Genomic DNA, 21478 nt, shown 5'->3' with positions numbered 1-21478 from the left:
TCTGGATGTACAGACACGCGCGCTCGGCGGTGATTGGTCAGCGCTGGTCCATCGTGATGTAGTCACGTTCGGTGTAGCCGGTGTAGATCTGGCGCGGACGGCCGATCTTGTTGGGCTCGCCGTGCATCTCGCGCCAGTGTGCGATCCAGCCGGGCAGCCGGCCGAGGGCGAACAGGACGGTGAACATGCGGGTGGGGAAGCCCATGGCCCGGTAGATCACGCCGGTGTAGTAGTCGACGTTCGGGTAGAGCTTGCGCTCGATGAAGAAGTCGTCGGTGAGCGCGATCTCCTCGAGTTCCTTGGCGATGTCCAGGAGCTCGTCCTTGACGCCGATCTTGCCCAGGATCTTGTCGGCCTGCTCTTTGACGATGCGGGCGCGCGGGTCGTAGTTCTTGTACACGCGGTGCCCGAAGCCCATCAGCTTCACGCCGTCTTCGCGGTTCTTCACCTTCTTGACGAAGGTCTGAACGTCGTCGCCGCCGTCGCGGATCTTCGACAGCATCTCCAACACGGCCTGGTTGGCGCCGCCGTGCAGCGGGCCCCACAGTGCGTTGATACCGCCGGAGATCGAGGTGAACAGGTTGGCCTGCGAGCTGCCGACCAGGCGCACCGTCGAGGTGGAGCAGTTCTGCTCGTGATCGGCATGCAGGATGAACAGCATGTCGAGGGCGCGGACGATCTCCGGGTCCACCTCGTAGGGCTCGGCCGGGAACCCGAACGTCATGCGCAGGAAGTTCTCCACCAGCGTCAACGAGTTGTCCGGGTACAGGAACGGCTGCCCCTCGGACTTCTTGTAGGCGTAGGCGGCGATGGTGGGCAGCTTGGCCAGCAGCCGGATGGTGGACAGCTCGACCTGCTTGGGATCGAACGGATCCAGGGAGTCCTGGTAGTAGGCACTCAACGCGTTGACCGCGCTGGAGAGCACCGGCATGGGATGCGCGTTGCGGGGGAATCCGTCGAAGAATCGCTTGAGATCCTCGTGCAGCAGGGTGTGCCGCTGGATCTGCGTGGCGAAATTCTCCAGCTGTTCCGGGGTGGGCAGTTCGCCGTAGATCAGCAGATAGCTGACCTCGATGAACGTCGACTTCTCCGCCAGCTGCTCGATCGGGATACCGCGGTAGCGCAGGATGCCGGCGTCGCCGTCGATGTAGGTGATCGCCGACTTCGTCGACGCGGTGTTGACGAACCCGCCGTCGAAGGTCGTGTAGCCCGTCTTTGCCAACAACGACCCGAGTGCGATGCCATCGTCACCGTCGGTCGCGTGCACGATCTCCAGGTCGATCTCCCCGCCCGGGTACCGGAGAGTGGCGGTGTCCTGAGATGAAGCCTGGGAATTACTGTCGGCCACAAGATCCCCTTCTGCGCTCGGCGGCAGCGACTACGCTGTCTGCCCCTAAAAGGTAGTCGCTAGCGTTGAGCCGTGCCTGCGGGGGGCGGTTGGCCCGGTTGCGAAGTCGGTTCCCAAGGCTGCCAAGTCCGTACGAACGTCTGGTACGCCGCGGTGATACGGGCGCCGACGATCTCGGGTTCGATGGGCGGCTGCCCCGGTGTCCCCAGTCCGTAACACGCGGTGTTCATCACCACCGTCCAGCTCCCGACCACCACGTGCACCGCCTCGTGGTCGGTGGACAGACCCATCCGCTTGGCGGTCTGGACCACGGTGGGAAAACGGTCCGGCTCGGGACGGAACGGAATGCTGGCCATCGCCAGACTGGCCGAGGAGTTCACGATCTCGATCAGCGCCGCCATCCTCTTGAAGCTGGCCGGGTCATCGATCACCGCGAGATGCGCCCGCCACAGCGCCTCGTACTCGGTGATGTCGCTGGGCTGAACGGCCAGCTCGGCGGCCACGAAGCAGGCGACGTCCTCGACGATCGCCGTGATCACCGCGTCTTTGGTGGGGAAGTACCGGCTGAACGTGCGAGGAGACACCTCCGCCGCATCGGCGATCTGTTCCACCGTGGTGTTGTCATAGCCCTGCTGCAAGCACAGCTCGACGGCCACATCGACCAACGTGGACCGGGTGCGGATCTTCTTGCGTTCCCGCAAGCCGGGGACTCTGTCCGCGGCGCCATCTGCCACACCACGAATGCTAGCCGCGGGGTTGACGGCCGCCATGTTTCAGCCGGTCAGCTCGGCGGTGAGCGCGCAGAAGTCGGCGAACATGCTCTCGATCCGGGACACCATCAGGTCCGGGCCCAACACGTGGCCCTCGCTGTCCACCACCAGGTCGCCGCAGGCGGTGACGATGATCGCCGACCACACCGACATCACCATCCACACCCTGCGGTCGGAGACATCGGTGCCCATCCGTTCGGCCAACGCCGTCACCGTGCCCATCGGCCGGAAATCCGTTGCCGCCGCCTTCAGTGCCGGTGTCGAGTTGATGATGCGCAGCATGAGCACGATGCGTTCAGTGGTCAGGCCCGGGACCGCACCCTCGGACACCGCCCGCAACACCGTGATGTGCGCGCGGTGCAGGGCGTCGAGAACCGGTACCGAGTAGGGAATCTGGGTGAGTTCCGCGGCCACCGCGTCGACCAGGTCTTCCAACAGGGTCATCACCACGGCGTCCTTGGTGGCGAAGTACCGGCTGAAGGTCCGGGGCGAGACGTCGGCGGCAGCGGCGATCTGTTCGACGGTGGTGCGCTCGTAACCCTGTACGAGGCAAAGTCGCACCGCAGCGTCGATCAACGTCGCGCGCGTGCGCTGTTTCTTACGTTCCCGCAGCCCGGGCACGGTACCCCCCAGCAGATCGACCACGATTCCGCATCGTAGCCGGGCAACCGATCATCGTGTGGCTAACTGCCGATATCTGCATTCTGCAGTCGTCATACATTGTCAGTGTCGGACTTTTCCGACATCTGGCCGACGCGGTAACGGATGAAGGCAGGCACCACCAACACCGCTATCAGCACGCCGATCACCACCAGCACTCCCCCGCCGGCAGCAGCGACTGCGGTACCCAGCGACGCCGCCGCGGCGCCGTGCAGCGCATCAGCGATTCGCGGGCCCCCGGCGACCACAACGAGGTAAACCCCCTGAAGACGGCCGCGCAGCTCGTCGGAGGCCGCCTGCAGCAGGATCGTGTTCCGCAGGGCCGAGGACACCATGTCCGCCGCGCCCCCGATGGCCAGGCAGCCGACGGCCACCCACAACAGCACACCGGCCCGGCCACCGGCGAATCCGGCCGCCACACCGAACCCCACCACCGCCAGGCCCCAGACGACGATGGCGATCACGACGGCCAGGCCCTGTCTGCGAACCCGCGGCAGCCAGCCGGAGAACACCCCACCGGCCACCGCGCCGATCGACATGGCCGCGGCCAGCAGCGCCATCGTCGTGCCGCCGTCGACGGGACCGCCGAAACTCTCGTGCGCCATCTGCGGGAACAGCGCCCGCGGCATGCCGAGGATCATCGCGATCAGATCCACCATGAAAGACATCAGCACCACGGTGTTGCCGGCCAGATAGCGGAAGCCATCCAGCACCGCGCCGATGCCGAGTCTCGACGAATTGCCGTCGCTGGGCGGGGCCGGCATGGCGGCCAGCCGGAACGTCGCCCAGATCGGCAACAGGCAGGTGATGGCGTCGATCAGATACAGCGTCGACAGATCCACCCACGCCAACAGCAAGCCCGCCAGCAACGGACCGACGATCGCGCCGAACTGCGTCACCGTGATGTTCAGGGAGTTGGCCGCGGCGATCTGGTCGCTGGGCAGCATGCGCGGGATGGCCGCGGAGCGGGTGGGCGAATTGATGGCATAGAACGCCTGCTGCACCGCGAGCAGACACAACACCAGCCACACGTTGTTCAGCTGCAGCGCCGCCTGGGCCCACAACAGCAGCGACGACACGGCCAGCCCGCACGAGGCGATGATCAGCAGCACCCGGCGGTCCATCGCGTCGGCCAGTGCGCCGCCCCAGAGTCCGAAGACGATGAGCGGCGCCAGCGCGAACAGGCCCGCCAGGCCGACGTAGGCCGAACTGTTGGTCAGCGCATACACCTGCACCGGTACGGCGAAGATCGTGAGATTGGCCCCGATGACGGTGGGGATGCCCGCCCACCACAGCCGGCGGAAATCGCGGTGGCGAAGTGGTGCTGTGTCGGCGAACAGCCTCACGGCTGCAGGCGCTCGATCCGCCCGTCCGCCGGCGTCACCCGAATGCGGTTGTGCACCCGGTTTTCTCGGCCCTGCCAGAACTCGACGACCTCAGGGGCGATGAGATACCCGCCCCAGTTCGGCGGTGCCGGGACCTCGGCCTGGTCGGCGAAGCGCGCGGTGACGTCGGCCAGCTGCGCAAGCAGCGCAGCCCTGGACTCGATGGGCCGGGACTGGTGCGAGGCCCACGCCCCGAGCTGGGAACCACGCGGACGCTTGGACCAGTAGTCCTCGGTGACGGCGCGGTCGACCTTGGTCACCGGGCCGCGGACATGAACCTGACGGCCCAGCTGATACCAGGGGAAGGTGATCGCGGCGTACGGCGTCGCGGCCAGCTCGTCACCCTTGTCGGAGTCGTAGTTGGTGAAAAACGAGACACCGGCCTCGTCGACGCCTTTGCACAGCACCGTCCGGCTCACCGGGCGCCCGTCGCGCACCGTGGCCAGCACCATGGCGTTGGGTTCGGCGACGCCGGCCCCCTCCGCCTCGGCAATCCAGTTGCGCAACAACACCAACCAGCCCTGCCTCGGATCGGTGCCGAGCCAGTCGGAGTCCAGATCGGGGCTGCCGTCCTTCTCCACTGAGCCGTATTCCACCCGCATTGCCGCGAGACGGTCGCGTTCCGGTTCCACCACCGGGGTCACAGTACGCCCACGGCCGGTCAACGAGGTCGAGGAACGAGACCGAGGAAGGGCCGGCCGCGAGAGCACGGCCGGTCAACGAGGTCGAGGAACGAGACCGAGGAAGGGCCGGCCGCGAGACCACGGCCGGTCAACGAGGTCGAGGAACGAGACCGAGGAAGGGCCGGCCGCGAGACCACGAACGTTCAGCCCCACGTCACCGACTGTTACCGGCCAGTAGCGACGCCCGGCACGTCAGGTGCGACAATCCTGGCCATGACTGAGGTGCCGAAGGATTTTGTGCCCGGCCTGGCGGGCGTGGTGGCGTTCGAGACCGAGATCGCCGAGCCCGACAAGGACGGTGGGGCCCTGCGCTACCGCGGCGTCAACATCGAGGATCTCGTAGACCAGCGAGTCACCTTCGGGGACGTGTGGGCATTGCTGGTCGACGGCGAATTCGGCCGTGGCCTACCGCCTGCCGAGCCGTTCCCGCTGCCCATCCACACCGGCGATGTCCGCGTCGACGTCCAGGCCGGGCTGGCGATGCTGGCGCCGATCTGGGGGTACAAACCGCTGCTCGACATCGACGACGACACCGCCCGCGATCAACTGGCCCGCGCGTCGGTGATGGCGCTGTCCTATGTGGCGCAGTCCGCCCGCGGTATCTACCAGCCCGCGGTGCCGCAGCGCGTCATCGACGAATGTTCAACCATCACAGCACGTTTCATGACCCGCTGGCAGGGTGAACCCGACCCCCGGCACGTCGAGGCCATCGACGCGTACTGGGTGTCGGCCGCCGAGCACGGCATGAACGCCTCCACCTTCACCGCGCGGGTGATCGCCTCCACCGGCGCCGATGTGGCGGCCTCGCTGTCCGGTGCGGTGGGCGCGATGAGCGGTCCGCTGCACGGCGGCGCGCCGGCCCGGGTGATCCCGATGATCGAGGAAGCCGAGCGGACCGGCGACGCCCGAGCGGTGGTGACGGGCATCCTGGACCGCAACGAGAAGCTGATGGGGTTCGGGCATCGCGTCTACCGCGCCGAGGACCCGCGGGCCCGGGTGCTGCGGGCGACGGCCAAACGCCTTGGGGCGCCGCGCTACGAGGTGGCCGCGGCACTCGAGCAGGCCGCGCTGACCGAGCTGCGGGAGCGTCGCCCCGACCGGGCGATCGAGACCAACGTCGAATTCTGGGCCGCCGTGATCCTCGACTTCGCCCAGGTACCCCCGTCGATGATGCCGGCGATGTTCACCTGCGGCCGTACCGCCGGGTGGTGCGCCCACATCCTCGAGCAGAAACGTCTCGGCAAGCTGGTCCGGCCGGCGGCCATCTACGTGGGCCCCGAGCCCCGTGGCCCGGAATCGGTGGTCGGCTGGTCGAAAGTGAAACGGGGATAGCCGCCGCGGAGCACGATGAGTTTCGGTACCGCGGCAGGTCTTGATGGCAGGACCCGGTATTCGACCGTGGGCCACCTCAACACCAAGGAGCCGACATGGCGATCGAAGTGCACCCGGCAGTCTCGCCGCATCTGGTTGTCGACAACGCAGCTGCGGCCATCGATTTCTACGTCGCGGCGTTCGGCGCCACCGAACTCGGCCGCCTTCCTGGACCCGGCGGCAAGATCGTGCACGCCGCCCTGCAGATCAACGGGTCGACGGTGATGCTCAACGACGACTTCCCCGAGATGACCGACGGGAAGTCCACCACGCCGACGGCCCTGGGCGGCTCCCCCGTCACCATCCACCTCACCGTCACCGACGTGGACACCTGGTTCGACCGGGCGCTCGGTGCCGGCGCCACGGTGGTGGCGCCGCTGGAGGACCAGTTCTGGGGTGACCGGTACGGCGTGGTGCGCGACCCGTTCGGGCATCAGTGGTCCCTGGGCCAACCGGTCCGCGAGGTCAGCATGGAGGAGATTGCCGAGGCGATGCGCGAGCACCAGTGACCCCGGTTGCGCATTGTGGTCCTACCTCTAGCAAGCTGGTGGTATGCGCGATGTCATCGAACTCGAGGATGTGACCTTCCGACGTAACCACAAGCAGATCCTCGACGGGATCTCCTTCAGGGTTGCCGAGGGCCAGCACTGGGCGTTGTTGGGGCCCAACGGCGCCGGTAAGACCACGATCCTGGGGTTTTGCGGCGCAGAGACGTTTCCCACCTCAGGTGTGGTGCGGGTACTGGGCGGCCAGCTCGGCAAGGTCGAGCTGGCCAAACTCCGCAAGGCGATCGGCCATGTCAATCCGCGGCACCCGTTGGACTTCCCGCTGAAGGTGCGCGAGGTGGTGCTCACCGGTGTCACCGGGACCATCGACCTCCCGATGCGGTGGACGCCTGCCCCCGAGGATCTGGACCGGGTGGACGCCCTGATCGACACCCTGGGACTGGGGCATCGCGCCGAGGACCGCTGGACCACGCTGTCGCAGGGCGAACGGGGGCGGGCGCTCATCGCGCGCGCTCTGATCGCCCAGCCGCGACTGCTGCTTCTGGACGAACCGTCGACAGGTCTGGACCTCGCTGCGCGTGAACAGCTGTTGGAGACGGTGGACACGCTGTTCCGCGGGCACCCCGAGCTGGCCTCCATCACGGTGACCCACCACCTCGAGGAACTGCCCAGCGCCACCACCCATGTGCTGCTGCTGGCGCAAGGGCGCATCGTGGCGCAGGGACCGATCGAGACCACCCTGACCAGTGACGCGGTGTCCACGGCATTCGCCCATCCGGTCGACGTGTTCACCGAAGCCGGGCGGTGGACCGCGCGGGCGGTCGCCAAGATCAACCGGTAGTCCCGCGGGTGTCGGCGATCAACTGATCCACGACGTCGGACAGACAGTCGCGGCGCCGCAGTGCCCGCCGTTGCCGGGCCGCCGAGGTGCCGCAGCGGAGTTGCCGGCGCGCCAACTCCTCGACCTGCTCCCAGTCGCCCGCCGCCTCCAACTGCGGCCGCAACAGGTTGACCAGATCGGTCACCACGGCGGCCGCCGGGCGGGCGGCCGGCCCGGCCGGGTCGACCAGATCGCCTTCCAGGCCCGAGCGAGCAGCCCGCCACAGCGCGGCCCGGGCCAGCGGTGCCGGCATGGGCTGCGGCGCTGTGCCCGCGCGCAGGGCGTCGATCTCGCGGCAGACCATGGCGCGGAAGAGCCCGGCGATCAACACGATGGTGTCCGTCGACGGGCAGCTGTCGCAGATCCGCAACTCCAGCGTGGGCGCCGAATTGGCCGGGCGCACATCGAAATACGCCATCCCCGCGTCCGTTATCACACCGGTGGCCACCAGGTCGGCGATCAGCCTGTCGTAGGCGGCGGCATCAGGCACCGGCGCTGCCGACCCCGTCGTGGGCCAACGCTGCCAGATGAGGGTCCGGAAACTGGCGTAACCGGTGTCGGCGCCGTCTGCCCGGAACGGCGAGCTGGCACTGAGCGCCAGCAGTGTCGGCAGATAGGGCACGACCCGCTGCGCGACCGCGACCGACTCGTCCCGGTCGGCGATACCGACATGCACCTGCGTACCGCAGATCAACTGTTCACGGGCCAGCAGCTGATAGTCGGCCAGCATTCGCCGGTACCGCGGGGTCTCGGTGACCTGCAGTTCAGCGGGCAGCGCGAGCGGCACCGACCCGGCTGCCACCACCCCGATGCCGGCCGGGGCCGCCTCGGCGAGCAGTGTTCGACGGTGGAATCGAAGCTCCTCTCGCAGTGCATCGAGGGTTGTCACGACATCGCTGTTGGTCTCGACCACACAGCGCTGCAATTCCGCGACATAGCTCGACGACAGGTGCGCCAGCAGTTCGGGGGCCCGGCCGGTGAGCCGCCGGGTATGCACGTCGACGAGATGGAACTCTTCTTCGACTCCGAGAGTCCGCATCTGATTCTCCTCCGGCGGCAAGCCCTGTCCCCAGATTTACCTGGACGTCAACCGCGCAAACCAGAGCGGTTTGAGGATGACGACACCGGGCATCAAATTCCCGTGCAGTCCCAAGCGAATTCCAGTCACCGTCAGCCCACCGTGGTGCGCAAGAGCCGTCCGAGTACGTTGATGGGCGCCTTCGCCGCCGGCGTCGCGACGGGAACGTTTGCGAGCAAAAAACGGGCGAGCTCGCCGCAGACACACGTCCGCCCACCGGAACTCCTCGATTCAGAGCCCGAGGCGCCGGAGGACACGAGCGAACCGACCACCACCGACACCGCTGCGCGGCCCGACCCCGACGACCCGCGCAAGCCGGAGTCGCCCACCGAACTGACCAAACCCTCGCTGAAGTACGTGCTGCGGCAGACCATCGGTGAATTCGGTCGCGATCAGTGCACCGACCTGGCCGCGGCGCTGACGTACTACTCCGTGCTGTCACTGTTCCCGGCACTGGTGGTCGTCGTCTCCCTGCTGGGCGTCATCGGGCAGGGCGAGAAAACCGCGGACACGATCCTGCAACTCATCGGCGACATCAGCCCCGGTGAGGCCGCGAACACACTGCGCCAGCCCATCGAACAGCTGGTATCCGCGCCTTCGGCCGGGTTCGCGCTGGTGGTCGGCATCGTCGGCGCAGTGTGGTCGGCTTCGGGTTATGTCGGCGCATTCGGGCGGGCCATGAACCGGATCTACGAAGTGGAGGAAGGCCGCTCCGCGATCAAGCTGCGGATCCAACAGCTGCTGCTGACCTTCGCCAGCCTGATCGTGGTGTCGCTGGTGGTGCTGATGCTGACGATCAGCGGGCCGGTGGCCGAGGCGATCGGTGGCGCCCTGGGGGTGGGTGAGACCGCGCTGACGATCTGGAACATCGCGCGGTGGCCCCTGCTGCTGATCTTGGTGATCGCCGGGGTGGCACTGCTGTACCACTCCAGCCCCAACGTCGAGCAGCCGAAGTTCCGCTGGGTCAGCGTCGGTGCGGCCATCGCGATCGTGACCTGGGTGGTGGCGTCGTTGCTGTTCGGGCTGTACGTGTCGAATTTCGGCAGCTACAACAAGACCTTCGGCGCGCTGGCCGGTGTGATCGTGTTCCTGCTGTGGTTGTGGATCACCAACCTGGCCCTGCTGTTCGGCGCGGAGGTGGATTCCGAACTGGAGCGCGGCCGTCAACTCCAAGCCGGTATGGCCGCCGAGGACGACCTCAAGCTACCGCTGCGCGACACGAAGACCATCGACAAGACCAAAGCCAAAGAACGCCAAGAAATGCAGCGCGGCAAGCGTCTACGCAAGACGCGGGGACGCACGGACTAGTGTGCCGTCTCGATGGTGCGGCTCAGCCTCGTAGAGTTGCCAGCAGCCGTTGCCGCGCACTCGGTTTCGGGGCATTGGCCGCTGCGGTCAGCATCTCGTCCACGGTGACGAACTTGATGCGTGGCCGGTTGGTGGCCTCACCCCTGGCGACCTCGGCCGCGTCGATGGCCTGCCAGCCCGCCGCGTCCACGACGTCGGGTTGGCGGGTACGGACCAGGCGGTCCAACGCCGACGCGCGCTGCCCGGGGTCGACGAGCACGCCGTCGTTGTAATCGGCGACCACGTTTTGCACGGTCTCCAGCGCGCAGGACTTGTTGGTGCCGATGAATCCGGTGGGCCCGCGTTTGATCCACCCCGCCACGTAGACGCCTGGCCGCACCCGGCCGCCGTCGTTGGGTACCACCGAGGTGGCGTCGTCGAAGGGCAGGCCGTCGATCGGCCTGCCGCGGTATCCGATGGAGGTCAGGAGCAGACCGGCCGGAACATGTTCCGTCACATCGGTTCCCGTGACGGTGAACTCCACGCCGCTGACCTTGCCCTCGCCGAGGACGCGGTGCGGTGTCAGGTGATAGGCCAACCGGATCCGCGGCCGGGAGATCGGGGCCGAGCTGTCCCCCAGCTTGATCAGGATCTCCAGCTTCGCGCGGGTCAACGGGTCGGTGGCGGTCTCCAGATCCCGCCTCACTCGCATCTGATCGGCGGCGTCGAGGACCACCTCGGACTCCGAGGTCAGCCCGATCAGCTCCGGCAGGGTGAACGCCGAGTCCGCCGGTCCGCGGCGGGCGGCGATGACCACCTCGCGGACCTTGGATTCCCGCAGGGCAGCCAGTGCATGGTCGGCGATGTCGGTGCGGGCCAGCTGGTCCGGGTCGGTGGTGAGGATCCGTGCGACGTCCAACGCGACGTTGCCGTTTCCGATGACGACGACGCGCTCGTCACCGAGATCGACGGGCAGGTCCGTGTAGTCCGGGTGCCCGTTGATCCAGGCCACCATCTCGGTGGCCGTGGCCGTGCCGGGGAGGTCCATGCCGGGGATGGTCAACCGGCGGTCATTCGGCGCACCGACCGCGTACAGCACCGCATGATGGTGCTCGGCCAGGTCCGCGTGCCGCAGATGCTTGCCGACCTCGACGTTGAGGTACATGGTGAATCCGCGGCGGCGGGCGATCCGGTCGAACAGCGCAGTCACCCGTTTGGTGTTCTGATGGTCGGGGGCCACTCCTGCCCGCACCAAACCGTAAGGCGTGGGCAGCTTCTCGAACATGTTGACCCGCACACCTGGCTGGGTCAACAGCTCGTCGGCGGCGTACATGGCCGCCGGCCCCGACCCCACGATCGCCACCGTCAGTGGCTTGCGGCCCTGGTGCACCATCGGCGCGGGCAGCACCGGCGCCAGCTTCGACGTCGGCGGCAGCTTTTGCCCCTCGGGCCGTTCCGGGTAGAACGCCGCGTTGAGCGGGATGAACGGCAACTGCTCGGCGGTCAGCTTGGAGTCCGCGGCGATGGCGCCCACCGGGCAGGCGCTGACGCAGGCTCCGCAGTCGACACACGCGTCGGGATCGATGTAGAGCATCTCGGCGGTGGCGAAGCCCGGCTCATCCGGCGAGGGATGGATGCAGTTGACCGGGCACGCGTAGACACAGGACCCGTCGCTGCAACACGACTGGGTGACAACGTGCGGCATGGCTACGCGACGTTCACCAGGTGCGCCCGCTGCGGTTCACTGCGGTAGCGCGACGGCTGGCCGTTGATCTTGCAGAGCCGCCAGATCAGCCGGGCAGCGGGGTTCATCAGGCCGGTCTCTTCGCACAGCATCCGCACGTCGCCGAACATGTCACGCAAGAACTGCCGCGACTCCGGCGAGCCGAAGAAGACGTCCTTCTTCACCGACCTCGGGATGTCGAATTCCTTCCAGAACGCCTTGGGCGGCACGACGATCGCCTGGCACAGCACCCGCATGATGATCGGCACCTGCAGCGACAGCCAGAATCGCTTGGCGCGACTCATGTGCGGCACCCGCTTGCGCAGGTATTCGTGGGCGAAGGAGATGTGGCGCGCCTCCTCGGCCACGTGAATGGCCATGACACGCTCCATGATCGGATGCAGCGACCGGCCTTCACGCAGAATGTTCTTCTGGGTGTGGTCGATGGGCTCTTCACCGGCGAGCACGCCGAAGAAGAACACGACGGGCAGCGGGCCGGCGGCCAGCGGGATGAGCTGCGAGAGCCACTTGAGCATGCGCGGCATACCGGGTACGTCGGCGCCGATGCGGTTCACCATCTCCTGGAACATCATGGTGTGGTTGCACTCTTCGACCGACTCGTGCAGGCAGTACCGGTATTCGGGTGAGCCGTTGGGCACCCAGAAGGCGTAGTTCATCAGGCCGCGGATCAGGATCGACTCGAAATGCAGGCCCACCTTGGCGACATTGGCCTGGCGCCACATGCCGATCTCGATCTGCCGTTGCCGCGGCTGCGCCTGGTACCAGGGGTGCTTGCCGAACGGGTCCGTCCCCGTGAGGATCCAGCGCTCGTCGTTCGGGGTCACCGCGAACTCCGGGGAGTCCCAGTCGATGTCGGTGTAGGGATTGAAGTTGCGTCGCACCGACCCCTCGGACAGTGTGGTCAGCATGTCGACATACTGCTGGTCGTCGCGCACTTCCATGTTCTTGCGCCAGCGGCGGATGATGCGAGTCCGAGCGGTCTTGACAGCCATGGCTGAGCCTCCAATGCCTCGAATGAGGTTTACATTCGTATGCTTGCTGTCCAATAACAGTACCCGCGGTCCCAGGAATCAAAAAGGGCTTTCTGCGCAGTGTGTGCCAGCCGGGTTATCCACATCACATGTGAGGCAAACCACACTTCATGGTTGAGCTGAAGACCGCAGCCGAGATCGAACACATGGCCGCCGCAGGCGCGGTGGTCGCCGAGGCCCTGCACGCGGTGATCGCCCATGCCGCGCCGGGCCGGACCACCCGCGACCTCGATGCCGTGGCCGCCGAAGTACTGGCCCGGCACGGGGCCACCTCGCCGTTCCTCAACTACCACCCGCGCTGGGCTCCGTCGCCCTTTCCCGCCGTGCTGTGCACCAGCGTCAACGACGCCGTCGTGCACGGCATCCCCACCGACGAGGCGCTGGCCGACGGTGACCTGGTCTCGGTGGACTTCGGCGCCATCCTCAACGGCTGGGCCGGTGACGCCGCCCGCAGCTTCACCATCGGCACCCCCCGCCCCGCAGATTCCGACCTGATCGCCGCGACGGACGCCGCGCTGGCAGCGGGTATCGCCGCCATGCAAACCGGCAACCGCCTGGGCGACATCGGCCACGCCATCGCGGCGTCTGCCCGCAGCAACGGTTACGGCCTGCTGGCCGACCACGGCGGGCACGGCATCGGCCACACCATGCACGAAGATCCGCATGTGCCCAACGAAGGGCGCCGCGGCAAGGGCATGAAACTCAAACCCGGCCTTGTTCTGGCCATCGAGCCGATGCTGATCGCCGACGGCTCCGAGGACTACCGCCACGATCCCGACGGCTGGACACTGCGCACCCTCACCGGCGCCCGGGCCGCACACAGTGAGCACACCGTGGCCGTGACGGCTGACGGACCACGAATACTCACCCTTTCCGGCACCCAATAGGGTGGTGACCATGGCCGACCAGCTGACGATCCCCGACGACATCAAGCCCGCCGACGGACGGTTCGGCTGCGGCCCCTCCAAGGTGCGCCAGGAACAACTGCAGGCACTGGTGTCCAAGGGCGCCGAGCTGTTCGGCACGTCGCACCGCCAGGCACCGGTCAAGAATCTGGTGGGCCGCGTCCGCGACGGGGTGCGCGCCCTGTTCTCGGTGCCGGACGGCTATGAGGTGATCCTCGGCAACGGCGGCTCCACCGCATTCTGGGACGCCGCCGCGTTCGGGCTGATCGATAAGCGTTCGCTGCACCTGACCTACGGCGAATTCAGCTCGAAGTTCGCCTCCGCGGTGGCCAAGAACCCGTTCGTCGGCGATCCCCTCATCATCAAGGCCGACGCAGGAAGTGCGCCGGCGCTGCAATCCGATCCGTCGGCCGACGTGCTGGCCTGGGCGCAGAACGAGACCTCGACCGGTGTCGCCGTTCCGGTTCAGCGCCCCGACGGATCCGGTGACGCGCTGGTGGTCATCGATGCCACCTCCGGTGCCGGCGGCCTGCCGGTCGACATCACCCAGGTGGACGCCTACTACTTCGCGCCGCAGAAGAACTTCGCCAGCGACGGCGGCCTGTGGCTGGCCGTCATGTCCCCCGCCGCGTTGGCCCGCGTGGAATCCATCGCGGCATCCGGGCGCTGGGTCCCGGAATTCCTGTCGCTGCCGATCGCGGTGGACAACAGCCTCAAGAACCAGACCTACAACACCCCCGCCATCGGCACCCTGCTGCTGATGGCCGAGCAGCTCGACTGGCTCAACGGCAACGGCGGCCTGGACTGGGCCGTCAAGCGCACCGCGGACTCGTCGCAGCGGCTGTACTCATGGGCCGACAAGACCTCCTACACGACGCCGTTCGTCAGCGATCCCGCGCTGCGCTCCCAGGTGGTGGGCACCATCGATTTCAACGATGACGTGGACGCCGCGGCCGTCGCGAAGACGTTGCGCGCCAACGGCATCGTCGATACCGAGCCGTACCGCAAGCTCGGCCGCAACCAGCTGCGCGTGGCGATGTTCCCGGCCGTCGACCCCGACGACATCTCAGCGCTGACGACGTGCATCGACTGGGTGGTCGAAAGACTCTAGTTCGAACGGCCCGGCATTCCGGTTCGGCCAAGCCCCGCGTGTCATCCCGGCAGGAGCTCCGCGCTGCCGTAAGGTGCCTGATACTCGGGCCCGGCACGGTGGCCCCAAGGAGGTCGCCATGCGAGATCTGAAAGTCGTTGGACTCGATGTCGATGGCAGGCACATCCTGTTGGAAGACGATGACGCCCGCGGCCCGTCTGACACCTATCGCTTGCGCATCAACGACAAGGTGCGGGCCGCCGTTCGGGGGGACAAGGCCCGCCTCGACCAAACCCAGATGGACATCGAGGTCACCAGCATGCTGCGTCCCAAGGACATCCAGGCCAGGATCCGCGCCGGCGCCTCGGTGGAACAGTTGGCCAAGAGTGCGGGCGTCGAGATCTCCCGCGTCGAACGCTTCGCCCACCCGGTGCTGCTGGAACGGGCCCGGGCCGCCGAACTGGCGGGCGCGGCGCACCCGGTGCTGCCCGACGGCCCGTCGGTACTGACCCTGCGCGAGACCGTGATCACCGCGCTGGTGGCGCGCGGTCTCAATCCCGACTCGATGAGCTGGGACGCCTGGCGCAACGAGGACGGCCGCTGGACCGTGCAGATGGGGTGGAAGGCGGGCCGCTCGGACAACCTGGCGCACTTCCGCTACGCGCCGGGCGCACACGGCGGCACCGTCACCGCCGTCGACGATGCGGCCAGCGAGCTGATCAACCCGAACTTCGACCGGCCGCTTCGGTCGGTCGCGCCGCTGGCGCAGTTGGACTTCGACGCCGTTGTCGAACCGCCCGCTCCGGCTCCGGCACCCGCGCCGACTCCGCAGCCCGAACCGGAGCCGGCACCACAGCCCGAGCGTCCCGCCCGGGCGCGCAAGGCCAAGCCCGCGGTGCCCGCCTGGGAGGACGTGCTGCTCGGCGTCCGCTCCAGCGGCGACCGCTGACTGCCCGCTGGTGCTACGCCGCCCCTGAGGCCACGAGTCCCACCAGCGTGATCCAGGCGACGGCCACACCGATGCCGGAGCCCAGCGCGAACCACCGCACCACGGGCTTGTAGCGCCATCCCCAGACCGTCGGGGCCAGACCGCCGACGGCCACCAGATTCAGACCGATCGCCAGCAACGGATGCACCCGGATCAGGCCGATGCTGAGCACCACCACGGCCGCGCCGGTGACGGCGGCGACGAATGCGGCGACGGTCAGACCTGTGCCCCAGGGCGTGGATTCGTCGGTCACGGCGCCGATCCTAAACGCGTGCGCGTTCGTAGAACGCCAGCGCGGCGGCGGTGGCCACGTTGAGCGAGTCGGTGCCCCGGGCCATCGGGATGCGCACCCGTACATCACTGGCGCGCATCGTCGATTCCCGCAAGCCCGGGCCTTCCGCGCCGACGAGCACGGCCACCCGCTGACCGGCCAACTCCGGAATGGCTTCCGCCATCGGCAGCGCCGCCGGGTCGGGCGTCATCGACAACATCCGGAAACCGTTGTCCCGCAAAATCTTCAGATCCCCCGGCCAGGTGGCTGCCTTCGCGAAGGGAACCAGCAGCGCGTGGCCCATCGACACCCGCACGGCGCGCCGGTACAGCGGGTCGGCGCACCCGGCGCCGAAGATCACGGCGTCCACGTCCAGCCCGGCGGCATTGCGGAAGATCGAGCCGAGATTCTCGTGGTCGTTGACGCCTTCGAGCACCGCGATGGTGCGGGCGCCGGCGATCACGTCGGTGACGGTCAGTTCCGGTGCGCGGCGGGCGGCTGCCAGCACCCCACGGTTGAGGTGGAAGCCCACCACCTCGGCCATCACCTCGGGGCTCACCCGGTAGTACGGCGCCGAGGATCCGGTCAGATCGGCGGCGAGTTCGTCGTACCGGCGGGCGGTGCCCAGCAGCGCGTGCGGCGTGAAACGCGAGGCCAGCATCCGCTGCGCGACCAGCACTCCCTCGGCGATCACCAGGCCTTTGCCGCTGGGCAGATCGGGGCGCCGGTCGATGCTGTTGAGGTCGCGGAAGTCATCCAGCCGGGGGTCGGCCGGGTCGAGCACGTCTATCGGCTGTCGACCGGGGCAGGTACTCACGCGCTTTCGTCGACGATGGCCGACATCAGGTCGGCCGCCCGTTTGAGAGTCACTTGTTCATCATGGCCGAGTTCGGCGAGCTTGCGGTGCAACCACTCCTGGCTGGCGCGACGTTCGGACTCCACCAGGTCGACGCCGGCCTCCGACATCGAGACCAGCACCTGCCGGCCGTCCACCGGGTGAGCAGTACGGGCCACCAGACCCAGCTCGGCCAACGACGCCACCACGCGGGTCATCGACGGCGGGCGAACCCGTTCGCGGACCGCGAGCGCACCCGGCGTCATCGCGCCCTCCTTGTGCAGCGTCGACAGCGCCGACAGCTGTGACATCGACACCGGAGACTCGGGCCGGCGGAACCTCAACTGGCGGGCCATCCGAACCACGGCGAGCGAGAGGTCGCTGGCAAGACGCGGGTCGAGCCGGGTGTCGACGTCTTTCACATCGCAAACGATACGACAGGTGCGACAACGAGATCGGCAACCGGGGTTCGACTAGGTTGGACGGTGATGACCCCTGATTCCCCGGCCGCCCCGGAGCCACCGCCGCTGCCACCCGGTCTGCTGGAACCGTGGCGGGTCATTGCGGTGGGCGCGGCGGCATGGGTGGTGGTCATCGTCCTCGCCTTCACGGTGCCCGCGCTGCACGAGTGGCGCCCGATCAGCATCGCCGGCTTGGCCACGGGTGTGGTGGGGACGTCGATCTTCCTGTGGCAGAAGAGCGCGGCGCAGCGTGGTGCGCGTGGCGCACAGACAGGCTTGACCATCCGCAAGAACCGCACCTGACCGACGCGAGCGGGAGCACGCGTCAGTCGGTGACCGGGTTGTGCGCGACGTCGATCACACCGTCGTCGTACGGATCGAACAGCGGGGACCCCGCGCCCGCCGGCGCGGGAGTGTCCGAATGCGCACCGCAGCCGTAGGAGTGATCGACCACGTGGCCGTCGGCGGCCATCTCATTGGCGCAGACACCGAACAGCGGGCCCAGCGCACCCGCCAGCGGAAGGTAGAACCCGCAGTCCCGGCACACCCGCTTCGTCGACCGGGCCATCGCCGACCCCGGCCCGTAATCACCGTCGTGCCAGCGTTGGGCGGCGTCGTCGCGCCCCCACTGGCTGAGCACCTGCCGCCGGCCGAGGCCGATCTCGGCGGCCGTCTCGTCGATTTCCGGGTCGCCGCTGAGCAGGAAACCGGGCACCAACCGGGGGTCGTCGGCCGGCGGGGCGAGCAGATCGCCCGGGCTCAGGTCACCGGGCTGGACACGCTGATCCCACGGCACCCACTGCGGCGCGAGCAACGCCGTCGGGCCGGGCACGAGCACGACTTCACTGATGGTCGCGTGATCAGCACCCGGGTAAGCCGCCACCACCACCGCCCACTGCCAGCCCCGATAGCCGGGCAGATCGGCGAGGAACCGGTGGGTGGCCGACGTCGGATCTTCGTGGGTGGCGCCCAGATACTCCCCGACAGAGCCGCCGCTGAACTCTTCGACCGCGGCACGCGCGAGATCGACGGCACCGGTGAGCAGGGACGCCAGAGCGTCGGAGGTCACCTCGGTGGTCGGTTCTGCCGGTGCTTCCGTGGATTCGGTCATGCTGTCCATCGCCTCTCATATTGCCTGAGCCGGCGGACAGGAGCCACACCGGTAAGCCACCCGACCCTGGCGGGATCGATGAGGAACAATCGACGCTGTGTCCCCGGGGTGGCGAGATCAACCGACTCCGGGCCGGAACTCCGGCCCGAACCGTCGGCGACCCCACGATCCCGACGAGCATCCGGGCATGGCGAATTACCCCAGTGATGAGCCGGATCACCGCAGTGCGCGACGGCAGCCGTCCACCCCGAGCGCCAACCGGTACCTGCCGCCACTGGGTGAGGAACGCGCCGACGACGCCCAGCGCACCGACCCGTCACAGCGGCACCCCGACCCGGACGGGGCCCAGCGCATCACCGTCACGCGCGCTGCCCGGCAACGCAGCCGCGAGATGGGGTCGGCGGTGTACGGACTGGTGCATCGCGCCGCCACCGCCGACGGCGCCGACAAATCCGGGCTGACCGCACTCACCTGGCCGGTGGTGGCCAACTTCGCAGTCGACGCCGCGATGGCCGTGGCACTGGCCAACACCTTGTTCTTCGCCGCCGCCTCCGCGGAGAGCAAGAGCAAGGTGGCGCTGTACCTGTTGATCACCATCGCGCCGTTCGCGGTCATCGCGCCGTTGATCGGGCCCGCGCTGGACCGGTTGCAGCACGGCCGCCGGGTCGCACTGGCACTGTCCTTCGGATTACGCACCGTGCTGGCGCTGGTGCTGATCGCCAACTACGACAGCGCCACCGGCAGCTACCCGTCGTGGGTGCTCTACCCCTGCGCGCTCGGGATGATGGTGCTGTCCAAGTCGTTTTCGGTGCTGCGCAGCGCGGTGACCCCTCGCGTCATGCCGCCGAGCATCGACCTGGTGCGGGTCAACTCACGGCTGACGATGTTCGGCCTGCTGGGCGGCACCATCATCGGCGGCGGTATCGCCGCCGGGGTGGAGTACGCCACCACCCGTCTGTTCAATGCCCCCGGGGCCCTGTTCGTCATCGTCGGCATCACCTTGGCCGGGGCCTGGCTGGCCATGCAGATCCCGCGCTGGGTCGAGGTCACCGCCGGCGAGGTGCCCGCGACATTGAGCTACCACGACCACAGCGCCCCGTCGCGACACCACCCACCGAAGTCCACCAACTCGCTGCGCCAGCCTCTGGGCCGCAACATCATCACGTCGCTGTGGGGGAACTGCACCATCAAGGCGATGGTCGGGTTCCTTTTTCTCTATCCGGCCTTCGTGGCCAAATCGCATGACGCCAGCGGGTGGGAGCAACTGGCCATGCTGGGCTTGATCGGCGCGGCCGCCGGAATCGGGAACTTCGCCGGGAACTTCACCGCCGCGCGCCTCAAGCTGGGCCGGCCGTCGGTGCTGGTGGTGCGATGCACCATCGCCGTCAGCGCCGCCGCCCTGGCCGCGGCCGTCGCGGGAACCCTCGTGGTGGTGGCGATCGCCGCGCTGATCACCTCAGGCGCCAGTGCCATCGCGAAGGCATCGCTGGACGCCTCCCTGCAGGACGACCTGCCGGAGGAATCGCGGGCGTCGGCGTTCGGCCGGTCGGAGTCGGTGCTGCAGCTGGCGTGGGTGCTCGGCGGCGCGATCGGTGTGCTGGTCTACACCGAACTGTGGGTCGGGTTCACCGCCATCACCGCCCTGCTCATCCCACTGTTGGCCCAGACCATCGTCAGCTTCCGCGGCAACTCGCTGATCCCGGGCTTCGGCGGCAACCGCCCGGTGATGGTCGAGCAGGAAAGCGTGGATCACTCGGTCGTGGGGTCGCGAAAGTGAAAAAAGCTGTCGCAGCGGCCACTGCCGCGGTGGTTGTGCTGGCGTCTGCGGGCACCGGCACCCTGGCCTGGGCGCTCACCCGGGACGCGGACGGTGAGCAGCTGCCCGAGATCAGCGCGTTCACCGGCGGGCACCTGACCCGGGTCGGCCCCTTCCTGTACTGCAATGTGCTCGACCTCAACGACTGTGCGACGCCGGAGAACCAAGGCGAGCTTCGCGTCACCGAGCGCAACCGGGTGCAGCTGTCGGTACCGGAGGCCATCGCAGCGGCGCCGTGGCGGCTGGTGGTGGTCTATGAAGATCCGGACAACACCACCATCAGCACCTTCCGCCCGGACACCCGGCTGGCCGCCACCATCCGGACTGTCGATCCACAGCGGGGTCGCGTGACGGGTCTGGCCGTGCAGCTGCTGACCCTGGTGACCGACGAGTCCGAGGAGATCCGCGAGGTACCGCACGCGGAATGGTCCATCCGGTTCGTCTGGGAGTAGCCGACTCCGACGCGCCGGCCTGTCAGCGCGCGTGAGTGCGCAGGTACTCCAGATCCGACGCGATGCCCTCGCCCGGGGTCTCGATGATCACGTCACTACCCGCTGCCCGGCAGATATCGGCGATGACCTGCGAATCAAAGGTTCCCGCATCAAAATTCGCGTGCCGGTCGGCGCCGGAGTCGAAGGCGTCGCGCGAGTTGTTGGCGTGGATCAGGTCGATCCGGCCCGTGATCGCCTTGACCCGGTCGACGATGTGGTCGAGTTCCTCGCCGCCCGCCCAGGCGTGGCAGGTGTCGAGCACGAAGCCGGGTTCGTACTGCCCGACGGCATCCCACAGCATGGCGAGGCGGTCGAACCTGCGGGCCATCGCGTTCTCTCCACCCGCGGTGTTCTCGATCAGGATCGGCAGCGGGAACCCGCCGGCCTCCTCCTGCCGTTCGAATGCCTTGCGCCAGTTCTCCACGCCGACGGCCGGGTCATCCTTGGCGGTGACGTGTCCCCCGTGCACGATCAGGCCTTTGGCTCCGATACCGGCGGCGGCCTCGGCGTGCTGCAGCAGCATCTTGCGGCTGGGGATGCGGATCTTGTTGTTGGTGCTGGCCACGTTGATCAGATACGGCGCGTGAATGTAGATGGCGAGATCGCTGTCGCGCAGCGCGTCGGCGTGCGGATGCGGCGGCGGCTTCTTCCAGCCTTGAGGGTCGCCCATGAAGAACTGGACGGTCTCGGCACCGATGGCCTCGGCCGCCGTCAACGGATCGGTGGAATCGACGTGTGCGCCCAGTAAAGCCATGCCGCCAGCCTAA

The 21478-nt window shown here is 67.9% G+C and carries 23 protein-coding genes; 10 read left to right on the top strand and 13 right to left on the bottom strand.

Features of this window, described 5'->3' with window-relative positions; genetic code table 11:
- Positions 1-37: 37 nt before the first annotated feature.
- From NL241_RS04915 to pdxH, 5 genes are all read right to left on the bottom strand, one after another.
- The gene (locus NL241_RS04915) at positions 38-1348 is read right to left on the bottom strand and encodes a citrate synthase (protein WP_487696100.1); all 1311 of its coding nucleotides are present in this window, start codon (positions 1346-1348) and stop codon (positions 38-40) included.
- 59 nt (positions 1349-1407) lie between these two features.
- The gene (locus NL241_RS04910; RefSeq protein WP_487696099.1) at positions 1408-2082 is read right to left on the bottom strand and encodes a TetR/AcrR family transcriptional regulator; all 675 of its coding nucleotides are present in this window, start codon (positions 2080-2082) and stop codon (positions 1408-1410) included.
- 39 nt (positions 2083-2121) lie between these two features.
- Positions 2122-2763: a TetR family transcriptional regulator gene (locus tag NL241_RS04905; protein WP_487696098.1), complete on the bottom strand. Its 642-nt coding sequence runs from the start codon at positions 2761-2763 to the stop codon at positions 2122-2124.
- 68 nt (positions 2764-2831) lie between these two features.
- Positions 2832-4124 carry an MFS transporter gene (locus NL241_RS04900; RefSeq protein ID WP_494396928.1) on the bottom strand — a complete coding sequence of 431 codons (1293 nt, stop codon included), beginning with the start codon at positions 4122-4124 and terminating at the stop codon, positions 2832-2834.
- Positions 4121-4765, bottom strand: coding sequence for a pyridoxamine 5'-phosphate oxidase (gene pdxH / locus NL241_RS04895; protein ID WP_494398239.1), 645 nt, complete (start codon positions 4763-4765; stop codon positions 4121-4123). The genes NL241_RS04900 and pdxH overlap by 4 nt, the downstream gene beginning before the upstream one ends.
- 294 nt (positions 4766-5059) lie before the next feature.
- Between pdxH and NL241_RS04890 the strand changes: the two genes are divergently transcribed.
- From NL241_RS04890 to NL241_RS04880, 3 genes are all read left to right on the top strand, one after another.
- A complete protein-coding gene (locus NL241_RS04890) occupies positions 5060-6178 on the top strand; it encodes a citrate synthase 2 (RefSeq protein WP_494396927.1) in 1119 nt (372 codons plus the stop codon).
- Between the two features lie 95 nt (positions 6179-6273).
- The gene (locus tag NL241_RS04885; protein WP_487696095.1) at positions 6274-6726 is read left to right on the top strand and encodes a VOC family protein; all 453 of its coding nucleotides are present in this window, start codon (positions 6274-6276) and stop codon (positions 6724-6726) included.
- 43 nt (positions 6727-6769) lie between these two features.
- Positions 6770-7564 (top strand): ABC transporter ATP-binding protein, encoded by a 795-nt coding sequence (locus tag NL241_RS04880; RefSeq protein WP_494396926.1) that lies wholly within the window; start codon positions 6770-6772, stop codon positions 7562-7564.
- On the opposite strand, the gene NL241_RS04875 is transcribed toward NL241_RS04880, so the two are convergent.
- The gene (locus NL241_RS04875) at positions 7554-8642 is read right to left on the bottom strand and encodes a carboxylate-amine ligase (RefSeq protein WP_494396925.1); all 1089 of its coding nucleotides are present in this window, start codon (positions 8640-8642) and stop codon (positions 7554-7556) included. The two genes, NL241_RS04880 and NL241_RS04875, sit on opposite strands and share 11 nt — an antisense overlap.
- A 102-nt stretch (positions 8643-8744) precedes the next feature.
- Here NL241_RS04875 and NL241_RS04870 point away from each other — a divergent pair, with 102 nt between their 5' ends.
- On the top strand, positions 8745-9989 hold the full coding sequence (locus NL241_RS04870; protein WP_487696092.1) for a YihY/virulence factor BrkB family protein: 1245 nt from the start codon (positions 8745-8747) through the stop codon (positions 9987-9989).
- A gap of 22 nt (positions 9990-10011) precedes the next feature.
- Here the strand turns inward: NL241_RS04870 and NL241_RS04865 are convergent, their stop codons facing one another.
- Both NL241_RS04865 and NL241_RS04860 read right to left on the bottom strand, forming a co-directional pair.
- A complete protein-coding gene (locus tag NL241_RS04865; RefSeq protein ID WP_494396924.1) occupies positions 10012-11673 on the bottom strand; it encodes an FAD-dependent oxidoreductase in 1662 nt (553 codons plus the stop codon).
- Between the two features lie 2 nt (positions 11674-11675).
- Positions 11676-12704 carry an AurF N-oxygenase family protein gene (locus NL241_RS04860; RefSeq protein WP_494396923.1) on the bottom strand — a complete coding sequence of 343 codons (1029 nt, stop codon included), beginning with the start codon at positions 12702-12704 and terminating at the stop codon, positions 11676-11678.
- A 149-nt stretch (positions 12705-12853) separates the two neighbouring features.
- Here NL241_RS04860 and map point away from each other — a divergent pair, with 149 nt between their 5' ends.
- From map to sepH, 3 genes are all read left to right on the top strand, one after another.
- Entirely contained in the window at positions 12854-13630 is a 777-nt protein-coding gene (gene map / locus NL241_RS04855; protein ID WP_494396922.1) for a type I methionyl aminopeptidase, read from the top strand.
- Positions 13631-13634: 4 nt separating this feature from the next.
- Positions 13635-14759, top strand: coding sequence for a phosphoserine transaminase (serC, locus tag NL241_RS04850; protein WP_494396921.1), 1125 nt, complete (start codon positions 13635-13637; stop codon positions 14757-14759).
- A gap of 118 nt (positions 14760-14877) precedes the next feature.
- On the top strand, positions 14878-15687 hold the full coding sequence (gene sepH / locus NL241_RS04845) for a septation protein SepH (RefSeq protein WP_494396920.1): 810 nt from the start codon (positions 14878-14880) through the stop codon (positions 15685-15687).
- A gap of 13 nt (positions 15688-15700) precedes the next feature.
- Here sepH and NL241_RS04840 read toward each other — a convergent pair whose 3' ends face one another.
- Genes NL241_RS04840 through NL241_RS04830 form a run of 3 tightly spaced genes read right to left on the bottom strand, consistent with a single transcriptional unit; the run spans position 15701 to position 17254 of the window.
- On the bottom strand, positions 15701-15979 hold the full coding sequence (locus NL241_RS04840) for a DUF2537 domain-containing protein (RefSeq protein ID WP_487696086.1): 279 nt from the start codon (positions 15977-15979) through the stop codon (positions 15701-15703).
- A 10-nt stretch (positions 15980-15989) separates the two neighbouring features.
- Positions 15990-16814 (bottom strand): TrmH family RNA methyltransferase, encoded by an 825-nt coding sequence (locus tag NL241_RS04835; protein ID WP_494396919.1) that lies wholly within the window; start codon positions 16812-16814, stop codon positions 15990-15992.
- On the bottom strand, positions 16811-17254 hold the full coding sequence (locus NL241_RS04830) for an Rv0880 family HTH-type transcriptional regulator (protein WP_494396918.1): 444 nt from the start codon (positions 17252-17254) through the stop codon (positions 16811-16813). The genes NL241_RS04835 and NL241_RS04830 overlap by 4 nt, the downstream gene beginning before the upstream one ends.
- Positions 17255-17320: 66 nt before the next feature.
- On the opposite strand from NL241_RS04830, the gene NL241_RS04825 reads away from it, so the two are divergent.
- Positions 17321-17596, top strand: coding sequence for a DUF2530 domain-containing protein (locus NL241_RS04825; protein WP_487696083.1), 276 nt, complete (start codon positions 17321-17323; stop codon positions 17594-17596).
- A 22-nt stretch (positions 17597-17618) separates the two neighbouring features.
- Here NL241_RS04825 and NL241_RS04820 read toward each other — a convergent pair whose 3' ends face one another.
- Positions 17619-18413, bottom strand: a complete 795-nt coding sequence (locus tag NL241_RS04820; protein ID WP_487696082.1) for a DUF3027 domain-containing protein — start codon at positions 18411-18413, stop codon at positions 17619-17621.
- A gap of 178 nt (positions 18414-18591) precedes the next feature.
- Between NL241_RS04820 and NL241_RS04815 the strand changes: the two genes are divergently transcribed.
- Positions 18592-20181 carry an MFS transporter gene (locus tag NL241_RS04815; RefSeq protein WP_487696081.1) on the top strand — a complete coding sequence of 530 codons (1590 nt, stop codon included), beginning with the start codon at positions 18592-18594 and terminating at the stop codon, positions 20179-20181.
- A complete protein-coding gene (locus tag NL241_RS04810) occupies positions 20178-20672 on the top strand; it encodes a DUF2771 domain-containing protein (RefSeq protein ID WP_487696080.1) in 495 nt (164 codons plus the stop codon). Before NL241_RS04815 ends, NL241_RS04810 begins: the two co-directional genes overlap by 4 nt.
- Positions 20673-20694: 22 nt before the next feature.
- On the opposite strand, the gene NL241_RS04805 is transcribed toward NL241_RS04810, so the two are convergent.
- Entirely contained in the window at positions 20695-21465 is a 771-nt protein-coding gene (locus tag NL241_RS04805; protein ID WP_487696079.1) for a deoxyribonuclease IV, read from the bottom strand.
- Positions 21466-21478 lie beyond the last annotated feature (13 nt).

Source organism: Mycolicibacterium sp. SMGY-1XX (assembly GCF_059132455.1).
Note: the sequence above shows the minus strand (reverse complement) of the source record. Positions and strands in the feature narration are given on the sequence as shown.

Excerpts from the sequence above, each read along its gene's own strand:
- NL241_RS04885 (WP_487696095.1), top strand. The coding sequence starts at position 6,274 with ATGGCGATCGAAGTGCACCCGGCAGTCTCGCCGCATCTGGTTGTCGAC.
- NL241_RS04890 (WP_494396927.1), top strand. The coding sequence starts at position 5,060 with ATGACTGAGGTGCCGAAGGATTTTGTGCCCGGCCTGGCGGGCGTGGTG.
- NL241_RS04820 (WP_487696082.1), bottom strand. The coding sequence starts at position 18,413 with ATGGACAGCATGACCGAATCCACGGAAGCACCGGCAGAACCGACCACC.
- NL241_RS04805 (WP_487696079.1), bottom strand. The coding sequence starts at position 21,465 with ATGGCTTTACTGGGCGCACACGTCGATTCCACCGATCCGTTGACGGCG.
- map (WP_494396922.1), top strand. The coding sequence starts at position 12,854 with ATGGTTGAGCTGAAGACCGCAGCCGAGATCGAACACATGGCCGCCGCA.
- pdxH (WP_494398239.1), bottom strand. The coding sequence starts at position 4,765 with ATGCGGGTGGAATACGGCTCAGTGGAGAAGGACGGCAGCCCCGATCTG.
- NL241_RS04875 (WP_494396925.1), bottom strand. The coding sequence starts at position 8,642 with ATGCGGACTCTCGGAGTCGAAGAAGAGTTCCATCTCGTCGACGTGCAT.
- NL241_RS04825 (WP_487696083.1), top strand. The coding sequence starts at position 17,321 with ATGACCCCTGATTCCCCGGCCGCCCCGGAGCCACCGCCGCTGCCACCC.
- NL241_RS04880 (WP_494396926.1), top strand. The coding sequence starts at position 6,770 with ATGCGCGATGTCATCGAACTCGAGGATGTGACCTTCCGACGTAACCAC.
- NL241_RS04860 (WP_494396923.1), bottom strand. The coding sequence starts at position 12,704 with ATGGCTGTCAAGACCGCTCGGACTCGCATCATCCGCCGCTGGCGCAAG.
- NL241_RS04865 (WP_494396924.1), bottom strand. The coding sequence starts at position 11,673 with ATGCCGCACGTTGTCACCCAGTCGTGTTGCAGCGACGGGTCCTGTGTC.
- sepH (WP_494396920.1), top strand. The coding sequence starts at position 14,878 with ATGCGAGATCTGAAAGTCGTTGGACTCGATGTCGATGGCAGGCACATC.
- NL241_RS04815 (WP_487696081.1), top strand. The coding sequence starts at position 18,592 with ATGGCGAATTACCCCAGTGATGAGCCGGATCACCGCAGTGCGCGACGG.